This is a genomic window from Chromobacterium rhizoryzae, assembly GCF_020544465.1.
In the GTDB taxonomy this organism is placed as follows: Bacteria; Pseudomonadota; Gammaproteobacteria; order Burkholderiales; family Chromobacteriaceae; genus Chromobacterium.
Genome location: NZ_CP066126.1, coordinates 5,219,181 through 5,235,194, shown reverse-complemented (window position 1 = coordinate 5,235,194; position 16,014 = coordinate 5,219,181). Strand labels below are relative to the sequence as shown.

General features: G+C 63.9%; 15 protein-coding genes. 8 read left to right on the top strand and 7 right to left on the bottom strand.

The annotated features are described in order from the left end of the window. Nucleotides 1-4: 4 nt before the first annotated feature. The 4 genes from JC616_RS24005 to JC616_RS23990 all read right to left on the bottom strand — a co-directional run bounded on the left by JC616_RS24005 (nucleotide 5) and on the right by JC616_RS23990 (nucleotide 6,096). The gene (locus JC616_RS24005; RefSeq protein ID WP_107801328.1) at nucleotides 5-868 is read right to left on the bottom strand and encodes a carbohydrate ABC transporter permease; all 864 of its coding nucleotides are present in this window, start codon (nucleotides 866-868) and stop codon (nucleotides 5-7) included. 249 nt (nucleotides 869-1,117) lie between these two features. Continuing rightward, nucleotides 1,118-2,377, bottom strand: coding sequence for an ABC transporter substrate-binding protein (locus JC616_RS24000; RefSeq protein ID WP_227105885.1), 1,260 nt, complete (start codon nucleotides 2,375-2,377; stop codon nucleotides 1,118-1,120). Between the two features lie 191 nt (nucleotides 2,378-2,568). After that, nucleotides 2,569-3,951 carry an OprD family outer membrane porin gene (locus tag JC616_RS23995; protein WP_107801326.1) on the bottom strand — a complete coding sequence of 461 codons (1,383 nt, stop codon included), beginning with the start codon at nucleotides 3,949-3,951 and terminating at the stop codon, nucleotides 2,569-2,571. 447 nt (nucleotides 3,952-4,398) lie between these two features. After that, nucleotides 4,399-6,096, bottom strand: a complete 1,698-nt coding sequence (locus JC616_RS23990) for a methyl-accepting chemotaxis protein (RefSeq protein WP_107801325.1) — start codon at nucleotides 6,094-6,096, stop codon at nucleotides 4,399-4,401. 225 nt (nucleotides 6,097-6,321) lie between these two features. Here JC616_RS23990 and JC616_RS23985 point away from each other — a divergent pair, with 225 nt between their 5' ends. The 3 genes from JC616_RS23985 (at nucleotide 6,322) to JC616_RS23975 (ending at nucleotide 9,369) form a co-directional block, all read left to right on the top strand. Further along, on the top strand, nucleotides 6,322-8,301 hold the full coding sequence (locus tag JC616_RS23985; protein WP_227105883.1) for a peptidase U32 family protein: 1,980 nt from the start codon (nucleotides 6,322-6,324) through the stop codon (nucleotides 8,299-8,301). Nucleotides 8,302-8,449: 148 nt separating this feature from the next. Next, nucleotides 8,450-8,857, top strand: a complete 408-nt coding sequence (locus JC616_RS23980; protein WP_227105881.1) for a YkgJ family cysteine cluster protein — start codon at nucleotides 8,450-8,452, stop codon at nucleotides 8,855-8,857. A gap of 44 nt (nucleotides 8,858-8,901) precedes the next feature. Continuing rightward, complete coding sequence (locus JC616_RS23975) at nucleotides 8,902-9,369, top strand: DMT family transporter (RefSeq protein WP_107801322.1); 468 nt, start codon at nucleotides 8,902-8,904, stop codon at nucleotides 9,367-9,369. Nucleotides 9,370-9,442: 73 nt separating this feature from the next. Here the strand turns inward: JC616_RS23975 and JC616_RS23970 are convergent, their stop codons facing one another. Both JC616_RS23970 and JC616_RS23965 read right to left on the bottom strand, forming a co-directional pair. Further along, entirely contained in the window at nucleotides 9,443-9,916 is a 474-nt protein-coding gene (locus JC616_RS23970; protein ID WP_227105879.1) for a Spy/CpxP family protein refolding chaperone, read from the bottom strand. 325 nt (nucleotides 9,917-10,241) lie between these two features. Next, nucleotides 10,242-10,721 (bottom strand): Spy/CpxP family protein refolding chaperone, encoded by a 480-nt coding sequence (locus JC616_RS23965; protein ID WP_107801321.1) that lies wholly within the window; start codon nucleotides 10,719-10,721, stop codon nucleotides 10,242-10,244. Nucleotides 10,722-10,950: 229 nt separating this feature from the next. On the opposite strand from JC616_RS23965, the gene JC616_RS23960 reads away from it, so the two are divergent. The 4 genes from JC616_RS23960 to gstA all read left to right on the top strand — a co-directional run bounded on the left by JC616_RS23960 (nucleotide 10,951) and on the right by gstA (nucleotide 14,955). Beyond that, complete coding sequence (locus JC616_RS23960; protein ID WP_227105877.1) at nucleotides 10,951-13,221, top strand: TerB family tellurite resistance protein; 2,271 nt, start codon at nucleotides 10,951-10,953, stop codon at nucleotides 13,219-13,221. Between the two features lie 64 nt (nucleotides 13,222-13,285). After that, nucleotides 13,286-13,570 (top strand): VF530 family protein, encoded by a 285-nt coding sequence (locus JC616_RS23955; RefSeq protein WP_107801319.1) that lies wholly within the window; start codon nucleotides 13,286-13,288, stop codon nucleotides 13,568-13,570. 82 nt (nucleotides 13,571-13,652) lie between these two features. Continuing rightward, a complete protein-coding gene (locus JC616_RS23950) occupies nucleotides 13,653-14,222 on the top strand; it encodes a DUF4337 domain-containing protein (protein WP_227105875.1) in 570 nt (189 codons plus the stop codon). A gap of 121 nt (nucleotides 14,223-14,343) precedes the next feature. After that, nucleotides 14,344-14,955 (top strand): glutathione transferase GstA, encoded by a 612-nt coding sequence (gene gstA / locus JC616_RS23945; RefSeq protein ID WP_227105874.1) that lies wholly within the window; start codon nucleotides 14,344-14,346, stop codon nucleotides 14,953-14,955. Between the two features lie 83 nt (nucleotides 14,956-15,038). Here gstA and JC616_RS23940 read toward each other — a convergent pair whose 3' ends face one another. Continuing rightward, entirely contained in the window at nucleotides 15,039-15,578 is a 540-nt protein-coding gene (locus JC616_RS23940; RefSeq protein WP_227105873.1) for an NAD(P)H-dependent oxidoreductase, read from the bottom strand. A gap of 103 nt (nucleotides 15,579-15,681) precedes the next feature. On the opposite strand from JC616_RS23940, the gene JC616_RS23935 reads away from it, so the two are divergent. Further along, a complete protein-coding gene (locus JC616_RS23935) occupies nucleotides 15,682-16,005 on the top strand; it encodes a winged helix-turn-helix transcriptional regulator (protein WP_107801315.1) in 324 nt (107 codons plus the stop codon). Nucleotides 16,006-16,014 lie beyond the last annotated feature (9 nt).

Below are 16,014 nucleotides of genomic sequence, written 5' to 3'. Positions count from 1 at the left end.
TTCCTTAAGCGTCGCGCGGCTGCAGATAGCGGAAGTTCAACCAGGCCAGCGCCACGCAGAACACCGACATCACCAGGCTGGCGGCCAGCGCGCGGCCGAAGTTCAGCGATTTGATGCCGAACTCGTAGGCGTAGAACAGCGCGGTGTAGGTGGATTGCATCGGTCCGCCCTTGGTCATGATCTGCACCTCTTCGAAGGCTTTGACCGCGGCCAGCACCGACATCACCGAGCACAGCAGGATGGTGGGCGCCAGCAGGGGCACGGTGATGCGCCAGAAGCGCTGCCAGGCGTTGGCGCCGTCCAGCTGCGCGGCTTCGTAGATGTCGGCCGGCACCGCTTGCAGGCCGGCCAGGTAGAGCACCATATACCAGCCCAGGCCGCGCCAGACGGTGATGAACATCACCGCGAACAGCGCGATGCGGTCGTCGTTGAGCCAGCCCACCGGTTCGTTGATCACCCGCAGCCAGTGCAGCGCGGCGTTGAGCACGCCGTCCTCGGTGTACATGAAGTTCCAGATGATGCCGATCACCGATACCGAGGTGACCACGGGCAGGTAGTAGGCGGCGCGGAACCACTTGATCGCCGGCAGTTGGTTGTTGACCAGTACTGCCAGCAGCATGGCGACGATCTGGATCACCGGCACCACCAGCAGGTAGACGGCGGAATTTTTCAGCGAGGCCAGGAACAGTTCGTCGCCGAACAAATCGCGGAAATTGTCCAGGCCCACCCAGCGCGGACTGTCGATCAGATTGTACTGGGTGAAGGCGATGAAGCTGCCGAAGCCCACCGGCCAGAAGGAGAACGCCAGCATCAGCAGCAGCGCCGGGGCCAGGAACAGATAGGCTTGCAGCGTGGTCTTGGTGCGCATGGGCAGAACCTTGTGACGTAGCGGCAGGCCGGCGCCGGGATGCGGCGTCGGCCTGCGGGTTGCGGGGGGGCGGGGTCTGGGACGCCGCCGCGTTCAAGCGCGTATCAGAACCTGTTTACGATCTGCTGCGCGTCGTGAGACGTCACACGGTGAGTACCGCTTCGAAATGCTGATGTAGCACGCGTACATCCCGTTTTCTCAGCCGCAACGCCTTGTCTCGTCTTCGCTCGCGAGATCGTAAACACGTTCTCAGAGCTTGCCGCTCCAGAACGCCGCCGCCTCGTCCAGCGCGGCCTTGGGGTCCTGGCGGCCGGTGACGGCTTTTTCCACCGCGGCGGCCAGGCGGGCGGACAGCACGTCCGGATCCTTGACGCCGGCCAGGTAGATGGTGCGGGTCTTGTCCAGACTGGCGGCGGCCACGCCTACGGCTTTTTCCGCCGCGCCGGCGTCATTGGCCACTTTCTGGAAGTAGGGGTCCTGCGCCGCCTTGCGCGCGGTGGGCAGGGTGCCGGCCAGTTTGGCGAAGGCGAGCTGGTTGTCGGCGTTGGTCAGGTAGTTGCCGAACTTGCCTATTTCCGGCAGCAGCGCCTTGTTGACGTTGCGCGCCACGCCGAAGTTGAACATCCAGCCGCCGGCGGCGATGCCGGTGGGGCCTATGGGCGCCGGAGCCACCTGGGTGGACTGGTAGAGCTTGGGCGCTTCGTCGCGCACCCGGGTCAGCGAGGCCGGGGTGGTGACCAGCATGGCCATGCGGCCGCTGTTGTAGGCGGCGATGGACACCTGGAAGTTGTCCTGGGCGAACAGATTGTCCTTCAGCAGCGCGCCGGACTTGTAGGCGTCGCCCAGTTTTTTCAGCATGGCCACGTGGGCCGGGCTGTTGAACACCGGTTTGCCGTCCTTGAGCAAGGGCAGGCCGTTCTGGATCAGAAAGCCTTCGATCTTGGTGGGGCCCAGCGCCGGCGCGAAGCCGGCGACGCCGGTCTTGGCCTTGATGGTTTTGGCGTAAGCCAGCTGCTCGTCCAGCGATTTGGGCGGCTTGGCCGGGTTGAGGCCGGCTTTCTTGAACAGTTCGGCGTTATAGGCGATGACGTTGGCGCCGTTGTAGTGCGGGAAGGCGTAGACCTTGCCGTCGAAGGTCACGTCCTTGATCGCGCCGTCCACGTACTGGCCCTTGTTGATTACGCCGTCCAGCGGCTGCAGCAGGCCGCTTTGCTTGTAGTCGTAAGCCCAGGGCACGTTCAGGTTGACCAGGGCCGGCGGTTTGCCGGCGCCGACGGCGGCGGTGAACTTGGACTGGATCACGTCCCAGGGGTAGTCGGTCCATTTGATTTCGACATTGGGGTTCTGGGCGTTGTATTTGCCGACCAGGTCCTTGAAGTAGCCGTCGAATTTGGGCGACAGGCTCATGGTCCACACTTCCAGCACCGGTTTGTCGGCGGCCAGCGCGGGCAGGGCGACGGCGCAGCCGGCGATGAGCAGGGCGGCGCGAGCGAAGGCGTTGAGTTTCATGATGGTTTCTCCTTGGAGGCCGGCGCTGGCGGGCGGCCAGTCTGACGGCGGACTTGCTGTGTTGTTATGCCATTTGATTGGCGTTTTTCCGCATTGTGGCATTGAAGTGGTGTCAATGAAAGCGAGACCAGTTCAATGCCAGTGAGCCGACGGCCGGACGGGGGAGGAAGGGCCCCGGCCGGCCGCGCGGATCAGAAGGTCTTGCTGTAGGAAGCGATCACCTTGACGTCGTTGCGGTCGGATTTGCCGTAGAAGCCGTCGGTGCGCAGCCAGGCCGGGTAGACGCCGATGCTGGCGCCCTTGAACATGCCGCTTTGCACGCTGTAGCCGATGCTGAAGTCCACCTCGTGCGCCTTGGTATCCGCCTTGCCCGGGTTTTTCATTCCGGTGGCGTAGTTGCCGGACAGGCCCACGGTCAGGCCAGGCACGCCCACCTTGGCCAGGTCGTAGTTGACGCCCAGCTTGTAGACGGTGGTGCCGTCCCAGACGAAGTCGTCCAGCTGGCCCCAGGTCTGGATGAAGTTGCGGTTGTCGCTATTGCCCCACGGCGTCATGCGGAAGTTCAGTTCGCCGGAGTCCGGGGCCTTGGTGTAGCCCAGGCCGCCCATCAGCGTCCAGCCGTTGGTGGCGTAGCTGACGCTGCCGCTGGCGTGGTATTCGTTCTTGGGGTTCTGGATGCCGGAGAGCTGGGTCTGGTACTTGCCGGTGAAGTAGTAGCCGGTGGCGGTCAGCTTGTCGTCGCCGTTGAGCTGCCAGGAGTAGGAGCCGGCGATCTGGGCGTTGCGGCGGTAGTCCTTGCCTTCGCCTACGCCGACGTCGACGAAGCCGTTCTTGGGCGCGTAGCGGAAGCCCAGGCTGTTGACGTAGTCGACGCGCTTGGCGGCGCTGCCGTTGCTGCGGCCCTGTTCCCAGGAGTTGCTCATGTCGCGGAAGCGGGTGTCCCATTCGTTGCGGAACTGGTCGGCCCAGCCGTAGCCCACTTCGAAGTCGCCGAACTTGTATTTCATTTCCACGCCGCGGTAGGCGTGGGATTGCAGGCCGCCGGAGGTGCCCAGGGTGCCGATGCCTATCGGGGTGTAGCCGGCGCGGGCGGAGAAGCCCTGGCCGTCCTCGTGCTGGCGGAATTTCAGCGCCGCCTGGCTCAAGACCGCGGCGCTCTTGTCCACGCCGCCGGGCTGGGAGCTGTCGTTGACGTCGTGATTCAGCACTTCCGACCAGCCTTTGCCGCTGTCCAGGCGGATGGCGGCGTGGGCGGCGGCGTCGAAGCCCAGCTTGTTCCAGGCGTAGCCGGAACGGAAGTTCAGGCCCAGGTTGAGCGCGTTGACGGTGATGTCGTCGCGGTTCTTGCCATTGGGCGGGGCCGGCCAGTCCGCCTGGCGGTTGCGGCCGTAATAGATGGCGCTGACGGTGGTTTCGGACTTGGTGATCAAGTCGTAGACGTCCACCGGTTCGAAGGTGGACGGCGCGCCCTGGGTGGGCGAGGTGTCGTTGGTCGGAATCGAGTCTTCCGCCGCCATGACGACACAGGGCAAGGCGGTCAACAGCAGTAGGGCAAGCTTGGTCGGCTTAGGCATTTCAGTCACTCCAATCACGTGGCGACACCTCTGGCGGATGTCCTGCGCTAAAACTATCTGGTCTTTTACTGGTTCTCAATTGGTATCTCATTGGTATTGCAAAATAATTCGTCATATTGTTGCAATGCTGCCATGCACATGGGTTTGCTGGAAGTAGCCGTTATTTGACGTCAGATGGACGCTGAATGCGAATGAAAGGCATCTGCTTTTTGTTTTTACGAACGAAATTTGGAGCGCCAACGAATGATTGGCCGTGGAGACTATGCGTTTTCAGTCGCGATAGCGTGTGTGGGCGCGGAGAATGTTCGCTTGTCGACATTGCTGCTATGCAGCATGACCTTGAGGCCAAGTCCGGCTCCGGCTGACCCATAGGCCACCGGCCATTGCCAGACTAAAAAAAAGCCTGGCAAGCGCCAGGCCAAGTGCGGAGAGGAGGTAAGCGGCGCTTCAGCCGGCGGCCGCCAGCGAATGGCCGGTCTGCAGCGGCGTTTCGCCGCCCTGGCTTTGACCGGCCTGAGGCAGGGTGAAGTAGTTGATGCTGGATTGCAGCTCGTGCGACATCTGTTCCATCTGGCTGGCGGAGTCCGCGGTCTGGCTGGCGGCGGCGCTGGTTTCCTCGGACATCTGCGCCACTTTCTCCACATTGGCGGCGATGCCGGTGCCGGCGGCCTGCTGTTCGTGCAGGGACACCGAGATCGCGCTCAGCGATTGCTTGACCCTGGCCACCTTGTCGTTGATGCCGGTGATGGCGGCGCGCGCGTCGCTGGCCTGTTGCAGCCCCACTTCCATATGGTCCACGGTGTGGTGGATGTTCTGCACCACGTGGGCGCTGCTATCCAGCATTTCGCGGATGCTGGCGCCGATTTCGGAGGTGGATTGGGCGGTGCGCTCGGACAGTTTGCGCACTTCGTCGGCCACCACGGCGAAGCCGCGGCCCTGTTCGCCGGCGCGCGCGGCCTCAATGGCGGCGTTCAGCGCCAGCAGATTGGTCTGGTCCGCCACGTCGCGTATCACCTGGATCACGTTGGCGATCTGCTGCGAGCGGCTGCTCATCAGGTCGGCCTGGTCTTGCGAGGCGCGCGCCATGTCGGCCACCGATTCTATGGTGTGCAGGGTCTGGTCGATGATGGATTCGCCGCGGGTGGCCAGTTCGCCGGTGGAGACGGATTCGGTGGCCACGTCCGTGGTGTTGTCGTCCACCGAGCAGATGCTGACCGACAACTGTTCCACCGACGCCGACATCGACGAGGCGGCGCGAGTCTGTTCCTCCGCGCTGGCGGCCACCTGCTCCGCCGCCGCCGCCAGCTCGGTGGCGTTGGCGCTCAGCTGGCTGATGATCTGCTGCATGGCGCGCACCATGCGGATCAAGCCGCTCTGCATCCGCGCCATGGAGGCGATCACGCTGTGCTGATCGCCCGCCTTGACCTGCAGTCTTTGGCTGAGGTCGCCGTTGGCGATGCGTTCGGTCAGCGCCACCACGTCGCGCGGCTCGCCGCCCAGCTCGGCCATCAGCGAGCGGATGATGATCAGCGACAGCACGGCGCCCAGCGCCACGCCGCAGATCAAGAGCGCGATGGCGACGGCGCGGCTGGCGGCGGCGCGTTCCTGCGCCTTGGCGAACTCTTCCGCCGCCACCCGCAGCTGCAAGTCGATCAGCGCGGCGATGCGGTTGGCGATGGGATCGATGGCCGGGTACATTTCCTTGTCCAGGAAGAGTTGCATCGCGGCGCGGTCCCCGGACTGGGCCAGGCTTTTGAGCCGCGCCACGCTGGCGTCGGCCTGACGCATCGCCGCCTCGGCCTGGTCGGCCAGGGTTTTTTCCTCGGCGGTCAGATAGGTGGCGCGGTAATCGCCCCATTGTTTTTTCAGCGCCGCCTGCGCGGCGTCGATGCCGCCTAGAAAACCGGCGGCGTCGATGGCGCCGGCATGCAGCTTGTGCGCGCCGTCCACAATGCCCACCGCGTAGCTGTCGGCCACGGTTTTCAGCTGCTTCAGGCAGACCACCCGGTCGTTGTAGGTGGTGGCGAAGTCGTCGAGTATGCCTTTTTGCGCATGTTGGCCAAACAGGCTGATCAGGATGGTGATGGCCAGCAGGGCCGCGACGAGCGCGCTTAGGCGCTGGGCGATGGTCAGGCGGTTGAACATGACGCTCTCCGAATTGGTTTTTACATGCATAAAACCGATTTTGACTATTTGGAGGTGTAGTCGCGGCATGTGACGGCGGCATGGCAAGGCCGTGAACCTGGGGGTTTAACTTAAAAGCCGCTGCTGCAAAATTCTACCTATAACTCCATGATTCCGTTATAATTCCGCCCCTTTGCGGCCGCCATCGCCCGACGCGGCCACCTATACTAAATGTCAGGAAACGCCATGAGCCTGTTGTCGCACCAGATCGAGTTGCTATCGCCCGCCAAGACCGCCGAAATCGGCCGCGAGGCCATCTTGCACGGCGCCGACGCGGTGTACATCGGCGGGCCCAGCTTCGGCGCGCGCCACAACGCCTGTAATAGCGTGGAGGACATCGCCGGCCTGACCGCGTTTGCCCACCGCTACCACGCGCGCATCTTCGCCACGCTCAACACCATCTTGCACGACGCCGAGCTGGAGCCGGCGCGCAAGCTGATCTGGCAGTTGTACGACGCCGGCGTGGACGCGCTGATCATCCAGGATATGGGCATCCTGGAACTGGATCTGCCGCCTATCCAGCTGCACGCGTCCACCCAATGCGACATCCGCACGCCGGAAAAAGCGCGTTTCCTGTCCGACGCCGGCTTCTCCCAGGTGGTGCTGGCCCGCGAGCTGACCATTCCGCAAATCCGCAAGGCGGCGGATGCGGTGGGCGAAGACGCCACCATCGAATACTTCATCCACGGCGCGCTGTGCGTGGCCTTCTCCGGCCAGTGCTATATCAGCCACGCCGACAACGGCCGCAGCGCCAACCGCGGCGACTGTTCGCAAGCCTGTAGGCTGCCGTACACGCTGACCGACAAGGACGGCGGCGTGGTGGCTTTCGACAAGCATTTGCTGTCGATGAAGGACAACAACCAGAGCGCCAATCTGGAGGCCTTGCTGGACGCCGGCGTGCGTTCCTTGAAGATCGAGGGCCGCTACAAGGACGTGTCCTATGTGAAGAACATCACCGCCCATTACCGGCTGCTGCTGGACGAGATCATCGAGCGGCGGCCGGAGCTGGCGCGCGCCTCCAGCGGCGACAGCGAGATCTTCTTTGCGCCGGACCCGGACAAGACCTTCCACCGCGGCGGCACCGACTACTTCGCCACCGGCCGCAAGATCGACATCGGCGCCTTCGATTCGCCCAAATTCGTCGGCGTCGGCCTGGGCGTGGTCAGCAAGGTGGGCCCGGACTGGCTGGAGATCGCCACCGGCGAAACCATGAGCAACGGCGACGGCATCAACTTCATGAAGAAGCGCGAAGTGGTGGGCGTGCAGGCCAACACCGTGCAGCAAGTGGGCAAGACCGCGGACGGCGAGCTGTTGTGGCGGGTGTTTCCCAACGACGTTTCGGTGCTGGCCGGCCTCAAGCCGGGCGTGGACATCAGCCGCAACCGCGACCACGCCTGGGAACTGGCGCTGCTGAAGAAGTCCGCCGAACGCAAGGTGGGCGTGTGGATGACGCTGAGCGAAAACGCCGAGGGCCTGGAACTGAGCGTTACCGACGAGGACGGCGTCAGCACCTCCGCCTGTAGCCCGCTGGCGCTGGAGCCGGCCAAGGACGCCGACAAGGCGCTGGCCGGCCTGCGTGACAATCTGGGCAAGCTGGGCAACACCATGTTCATCGTCCACGAGGTGACGCTGCAGCTGTCCCAGCCGTGGTTCGCGCCGGCCTCGGCGATCAACGCGCTGCGCCGCGACGCCATCGCCCGGCTGGAGGCCGCGCGCTTGCAGGCCTGGCCGCGCCAGCCGCGCAAGGCGGCGCTGGAGCCGCCGGCGCCGTATCCGGAAAAGACGCTGAGCTATCTGGCCAATGTCTACAACAACCTGGCCTGGCAGTTCTACCGCAAGCACGGGGTGGAGCTCATCGACGCCGCCTACGAAGCGCACGAGGAAGAGGGCGAGGTCAGCCTGATGATCACCAAGCACTGCCTGCGCTTCTCCTTCAATCTGTGTCCGAAGCAGGCCAAGGGCGTGAAGGGCGTGATGGGCCAGGTGCGCGCCGATCCGATGACGCTGAAGTCCGGCAACGAGACCTATACGCTGAAGTTCGAATGCCGGCCCTGCGAGATGCATGTGATGGGCAAGATGAAAAAGCACATCCTGAAGGCGGCGCCGCCGAGCGAGGTGCCCTACACCGCGCCCCTGACCTTCTTCAAGCAGCGACCACAGTCTTGAGCGCTGGATTGCCGGTCTGAAACGGCCGGCGCGCCGATTGCGGCGGCGGCGGGGAGGCGCGTAAAATGCGCCTCTTTCCTTTTTTCCTATTTGGAACAATCCTTTAATAAACGATCGCCGGCCACGCCGGCAGCACGGGGAATCAAACGTGGCCGACATCGAGCGCCTGGACACCTGGGTCAAATACAAGAACGGTTTATGCGAGGACTGCATGGGCAGCTGCTGTTCCATGCCGGTGGAAGTGCGGCTGCCCGATCTGGTGCGCATGGGGGTGGTGGACGAGTTCGAGTTGGAAGAGCCGATCAAGAACATCGCCAAGCGCCTGGAAAAGCAGCGGCTGATCCAGCATTTCAATTTCAAGCGCGAGCTGTTCACGCTGGCGCGGCGCGCCAACGGCGATTGCATGCACCTGGATCAGAAGACCCGTTTGTGCACTATCTACGAGCGGCGGCCCAATACCTGCCGCAACCATCCCAAGGTGGGCCCCAAGCCGGGCTTTTGCGCGTATACCCACAATCCGCAGAAGATCGCCTTCCATCGCAACACCGCGGCGTGAACGCTGTTTCACGTGAAACCCTCCGTTGATTCGACTGGATCGTCATGAACCCCATTTATCCTTTATTCGCTTTCCTCATCGGCGTCGTGGTGCCGCTGCAGGCCGCCATCAACAACCAGCTCAAGGGCGTGCTGGGCAATAGCACGCTGCTGGCGGCGCTGGTGTCGTTCTCCGTGGGCAGCCTGTGTCTGGCCGGCCTGGCCGTCGCCACCGGTCAGAAATGGCAGGATCTGGCGCAGTTGGGCCGGGTAGAGTGGTGGATGCTGCTGGGCGGCGCGATGGGGGCGATGTTCGTGTTCGGCACCACCTTGCTGGCGCCGCGGCTGGGCGTGGCGGCCATGCTGTCCCTGGTGATTGCCGGCCAGGTGTGCGTATCCCTGATGTTCGACCGTTTCGGTTGGCTGGCGATGCCGCTGCGCGAGGTGAACGCGCCTCGGCTGCTGGGCGCGGCGCTGGTGGTGGGCGGGGTGTTGTTGGTTAACTTCGGCGACAAGTGGTTTGGACGCGCTTGAGTGATGGGCGCGGAGTCAACATGCTAAAAACGGCAGCCGGAGGCTGCCGTTTTTCTTGGCCGGCGCGCGGCGCTTACTTGGGTTGCGGCTTGGCCATCGGACTCATGCGGCGGCCCATCTGGCCGTGCCATTGGTCCATCACCTTCTGTTGCTCCGGCGTCAGTTGGGCGTAGAAGGTTTTCAGCGCGTCCAGGCGCTTCTGCATCGCGTCCTGATGTTGTTTCATCATGTCCAGCATGCGCTCCATGCGCTGCGGCGCGGTGTCGCCGGCCTGGGGCTTGGGCGGCATCGTCCGTTCGCCCGGCTTCATCGAGGCGGCGAAGGTTTTCCAGGCGGCTTCCTGGTTCGCCTGCAGCTTCAGTTGATCGTGCAGCCCTTGCAGGTGGCGCGCGGCCATGGCTTCGCGCTGGGCCGGGTCCATGTGGCGGCCTTTTTCCATCATCGGCATCGGGCTTTGCGTCGGGGCCTCGCCGGCGGCCAGCGCGGAACCGGCAACGCCGGCGGCCAGCAGCGTGGCGATCAGCATGGGCTTGAACAGCTTGGTCATGATTGAAGACTCCTACCGAGGTTGATCATGCAGCCAGTATTGACCACGGATGTCTGGCAAGTGTTGCGGCTAGGGCGGTGCTTGTTATCGAGTGTTAACCGGGCCGGCCGGCTTAGCAGTTTGCAACAATGCGCGGAGGGATGTCGTCGGGGGCCGGCTGCTTAAGGTTCTGTCCTGCCGGCGAGGCGATTAAGCGATGCTTAGAGTCTGTTCAAAGCCTGCTGTGCTTGGTGAGACGCGACCTGCCCATCTGCCGTGGGTGCCTTCCGCTTTCTCAGCCGCAAGGTCTTGCCCCGATCTTGCTCGCGAGGCTTTGAACCGCTTCTTAGTTGTGGGGCTCGTTGCCTTGGCCGGCCTGCAGTTTGCGCATCGGCCCCTGGCCTCGGCCGCCCATCAGCGGCGGGCTGTCCTGGTCCATGATTTTTTGCTGCTCGGGCGTGAGCTGGCCGTAGAAGGATTTGAGCGCTTCCAGCCGTTTTTGCAGGTTCAGCAGGTGGCGCTGCGCCATCAGCACGCGCTGCTCCATGCGCTCGGGCGCGGTGGACGCGTTTTCGCAAGGCGGCGGCGGGCCGGGGCGGGTGGCGCTGGCGAAGGCCAGCCAGGCGGCTTCCTGCGCCGGCTGTATCTTGAGCTTGTCGTGCAGCGCTTTCTGGTGCTGGGCGATGAAGGCGTCGCGCTTGGCCGGGTCTATCTTCCACGACCGGCCGGCGAAGTTGCCCATCGGCGGGCATGCGGGCTCCGGCGGCGCGGCCAGAGCGGCGCCGGCGACGAGGCTGGCGAGTATAAAGGGTATCTGCGGTTTCATAGGCGGGCCATTCCATTGATGGCTGCGACGCGGGCGGACGGCATCGGCAGGATCACTCCATTATTCTGGATGGCGACTGTCAATTAAGTATGAGTTGGCCGGGGTCAATTGTTACCAAATGTAAAGCCCGTCCGCAAGCGTTTTGCCTACGGGCTTTTTCCCGACCGGCGCGGGGATTTGAACTAGAGTGAATTGCGGCATTCCCTTATCGTCGCCGGAGCGTTTTCGCATGAGCCTGCCTGACTCTTCATTTCCTTGGTTCTCCGCGCTGGGCGCGGGCGGTTTGAACGGCGCCTTGGTGGAATATTGGATCGATGCCTGGCAGCGTTCCGTGCTGTATTGCGATATTTTGCGCCAGCGCGGCGACACCTATCTGGAGCATGCCGCCTCCGGCCACCCGCCGGTGCTGGTGTTCGACTACGACATCATCGTCGACGGCCGCGAACTGGAACAGCCGGTCAATTACGCCTTGTCGGCCATCCGTCCGCCGGACGGCTGCCCGAAACCGGACCCGGCCAAACGGCCTTTCGTGGTGATAGACCCGCGCGCCGGCCACGGGCCCGGCATAGGCGGTTTCAAGATGGACAGCGAGATCGGCATCGCGTTGCGCCAAGGCCATCCTTGTTATTTCGTGATGTTCTTCCCGGTGCCGGAGCCCAAGCAGACGATTGAATGCGTGTGGCGGGCCGAGAAGATCTTTCTGCAAAAGGTCAATCAACTGCATCCGCACAGTTCCGGCAAGCCCTTCGTCATCGGCAATTGCCAGGGCGGCTGGGCCTTGGCGATGCTGGCGGCCACCGCGCCGGAGCTGGTGGGCCCCATCCTGCTGGCCGGTTCGCCCTTGTCCTACTGGGCCGGCGTGGCCGGCAAGAATCCGATGCGTTATTCCGGCGGCCTCTACGGCGGCACCTGGATGGCCTCCCTGGCCGGAGACCTGGGCCACGGCCAGTTCGACGGCGCCCACCTGGTCAGCAATTTCGAGCAGCTGGACCCGGCCAACACCTACTGGAAAAAGCCTTACACCCTGTACGCCAAGGTGGACAGCGAGCGCGAACGCTTTCTGGAGTTCGAACGCTGGTGGGGCGGCCACTATCTGCTGAACAAGGCGGAAATGGAGTGGATTGTGCAGAACCTGTTCGTCGGCAACCGGCTGAGCCACGGCGAGGTGACGCTGGAGCAGGGGCGGCAGGCGGTGGATTTGCGCAATATCCGTTCGCCCATCGTGGTGTTCGCCTCCTGGGGCGACAATATCACGCCGCCGCAACAGGCCTTGTTCTGGATCGCGGATCTGTACCACAGCGTGGAGGACATCCGCGTCAATGAGCAGACCATCGTCTATTGCCTGCACGAGCAGGTGGGCCATCTGGGCATTTTCGTGTCCGCCGGCGTGGCCAACAAGGAGCACAGCGAACTGGCCAGCGCGCTGGACCTGATCGACGTGCTGCCGCCCGGCCTGTACGAGGCCATCATCACCGATACCCACCCGGAAATGGCCGGGCTGGAATATCTGCAAGGGCGCTATGTGATCCGCTTCGAGCCGCGCGACATCGACGACATCCTGGCCTTGGGCGACGGCCGCCAGGGCGAGGCCGCCTTCGAAGTGGTGCGTCGGGTGGGCGAGGTCAACCAGCAGTTGTACGACACCTTCGTCTCGCCCTGGCTGCGTTTGTACGGCAATGAGCACACCGCGCGCTGGTGGCGCGAAATGCATCCGTCGCGCCTGGAGCGGCGCTGGTTCTCCAGCCGCAACCCCTGGCTGGCCGGGCTGAGGCAATGGGCGGAGCAAGTGCGCGACGAGCGGCGGCCGGCGGCGGAGGACAATCCCTTCTGGCAATGGCAGCAAAGCTACGCGCGCTTGATGGAGACCGCGCTGGACGGCTGGCGCGACGGCCGCGACGCTTGGCAGGAACTGAGTTTCCGTAGCCTGTTCGAATCGCCGTGGAGCGCGGCGCTGACCGGCTTGAAGCCGCAGCGCGAATACGGAGTGCGCAAGGCGGACGGCAGCTGGGAGCGCAGCGAGATGCTGCGGCTCAAGCGCCAGGAGCTGGAGGCCCATTACGCCGAGGGCGGGCCGGTGGACGGCTTTTTGCGGCTGCTGATCTATGTCGCCATCGGCAACGGCGTGGTGGACGTGAGGCCGTTCAACGCCATCCGCCGGGTGATGCAGGAAACCGCCCTGGGCGAGGATTTGACGCTGGAGCAGTTCAAGCAGGCGGTGCGGCGGCAAACCTGGCTGGTGCGCAACGACGAGAAACGCGCGCTGGCGACGCTGGAGCATTTGCTGCCCACTGAGGAGCAGCGCCAGTTCTCGTTGGAATTGGCCATCCTGTTGTTGCAGGCGGCCGGGCCCATCAGCGGCGAAAAACAACAGCGGCTGGGCCGGCTGGCGCTGGCGATGGGCTTGGCGCAGCGGCACGCCGCTCCCGCCGCGGCCCCGGCGCCCGTCAAGCCCGCGCCCCAGCGCGCGCCGCGGCAACGCAAGCCCAAGCCGGCCGCGTGAGGGTGGCTTTGCGGCGCGGCGGGCGCAAGGTACACTGCGCCCGCCCAAGCCAGAAAACACGATCATGAACGCATCGCAAGCCAAGAACCCCACCCACGGCGTCACGCTGGAACAGATGCTGAACCAGCTGGTCGGCCACTACGGCTGGCCGGAGCTGGGCCGGCGCATCCAGATCCGCTGCTTCAATCACGATCCCAGCGTCAAATCCAGCCTGGCTTTCTTGCGCCGCACCCCGTGGGCGCGCCAGCAGGTGGAAGACTTGTTCGTGGCGCTGAAGACCCGGCCGCAGGCGGCCGCCGGTTCTGGAACGGACTCCCGTCCGCGGCTGTTTTCCAAAAAATCGTCCTGACGATCCATTGTCCCTGTCCACGGTTTGACGCTGTATTGCGTTATGGCGATGGGAACCCCCTATCGTCAGCCGGGAGCGTGAGATGGAACTGGAAATCAGCGTGGAAGCGGAGAAGAAGTACTTGAACAGCCTGGTGGCGCTGACCGTGGTGCTGCTGTCGGTGTTCATGGGACTGGGCAAGCTGAAGGACGACAATATCGTGCAGGCGCGCCAGCTCTTGAAGGCGGACGCCGTGGACGGCTGGTCCGAATACCAATCCAAGAAGATCAAACAGCATCTGGCGGAAAGCAGCCTGCGCCAGGCGCGTTTGCTGGCGCTGGCCAATCCGGCGGCGGCGGCGGCCTTGCGGCCGGAGCAAGCGGCGATTCAAGGCGATATCGCCCGCTACGCGGCGGAGGCGCAGGCTTTGCAGCAGAAAGCCAAGGCCAAGGAGCAGGGCTTCGAGGAGTTGAACGCTCGCCATGAGCTGTTCGACGTCAGCGACGCCGGCCTGTCCATCGCCGTGGCCTGCGCCGCGGTGGCGGCGCTGGCCGCCAATTTCATCCCGCTCTTGTGCGCCTGGGCTTTTGGCGCGCTGGGCGTGTTTTTCTGGCTGGCGGGCTTTGCCGGCTGGAACATCCATCCGGGCTGGATCGTTTCCTTGCTGGGCTGAGCCGCCGAGGCTGCGGCCCTATCGGCGGCAGGGTTGCAACTGTCATCGATTTGGCTCAGGCTGTCCGGGTTTTCCGCAATCCTGCGTTTTGTCCCGAGACATTCTGAACTGGAGAAAAGCGATGAAACTGTATTTTTCCCCCGGCGCCTGCTCGCTGTCCCCGCATATCGTGTTGTTCGCCAGCGGCCTGCCCTTCGATACCGAGAAGGTCAATCTCAAGGTTCAGCCGCATCTGACCGAGGGCGGGGTGGACTTCTCCACCATCAATCCGCGCGGCTATGTGCCGGCCTTGCAGCTGGACAACGGCGAACTGCTGGCCGAGGGCGTGGCCATCGTGCAATACCTGGCGGATCAGGTGCCGGCCAAGCAGTTGGCGCCGGCCAACGGCACGCTGGAGCGCTACCGGCTGCAAGAGTGGCTGAACTATATCTCCACCGAGGTGCACAAGGGCTTCTCGCCGCTGTTCTATCCCAATAGCGACGAACTCAAGCAGCAGGCCTGGGACAAGCTGACCCGCCGCCTGGGACTGGTGGAACAGCAGCTGGCGAAAACGCCCTATCTGCTGGGCGAACGTTTCAGCGTGGCCGACGCCTATCTGTTCACCTGCCTGAACTGGGCGCAGTTCGTCCAGCGCTCGCTGGGCGATTTCCCGGCGCTGATCGATTTCCAGAAACGCGTGGCGGCGCTGCCCTTCGTGCAGCAGGCCTTGAAGGCGGAAGGCTTGCTGGAATAATTCCAACTGGAACGGGAATAAGTTCGCTGTTCCAGACAAGATCATGCCCGGCTCCGGCCGGGCATTTTTCATGGCGAGTGGATTTATACCGCCTCGGCCTGCAGGTGCTGCAGATACGCGTCCGCGCTGGCCTCGATCTCGGCGTCGCTCAGATCGTGCTCGGCGCCGTGCAGCGTGAAGCCGGGCAGCCATTCGGCGCGGAGGTAGCGGCAGGTCAGCTCGAACGGCCGCAGCACTTCCTCCATCCGGTACAGATAGCGGCCGTCGGGCGCGAAGTCCCGCTCGCGTATGCCGGTGGACACCGCCACGCTGATGCGCTTGTCCCGCATGCGCCAGTCTTCCGGCCATGCGCCGATGGCGAAGCCCTCGTCCAGCACCTGGTCCTGCCAGGTTTTCAACAGCGGCGGCGAACTGAACCAGTACAGCGGGAATTGCAGCACGATGCGTTGGTGGCGGTTCAGCAGCGCCTGTTCGCGCGCCACGTCGATATTGCCGTCCGGATAAGCCTGATATAACGAGTGCACGGTGTAGCGCTCCGGGTGCCGGCATAACGCGGCCATCCAGCGGCGGTTGATTCGGGATTGTTCCAGATCGGGGTGGGCAACGATGATCAGGGTTTTCATGGCGCTTCCTGTAAAATGGGAAAGGGCATGCTAACAACGGATCAAATTGTTGATAAGTATGCACTTTTTTGTTTCATAAGCACCAAGAGGTAACTGTGCCCGCATGAGCGAACTGAATTTCCCCATCGATGCCACCGTGCGGTTGGTGGGCGGCAAATGGAAATGCGCGATCCTCTGCCATTTGTCCGAAGACAGCCGGCGCACCGGCGAACTGCGCCGCTTGCTGGGCGGGGTGTCGCAGAAAGTGTTGACCGAGCAACTGCGCGAACTGGAGCGCGACGGCCTGATCGCGCGCACGGTTTACGCGGAAGTGCCGCCGCGGGTGGATTACCGGCTGACCGAGCTGGGCGACACGCTGCGGCCGGTGATAGACGCGATGTGCGCCTGGGGCGCTTTCTATCTGGAGCGGCCGACGGCGGGCGTATAATGCGGGCGC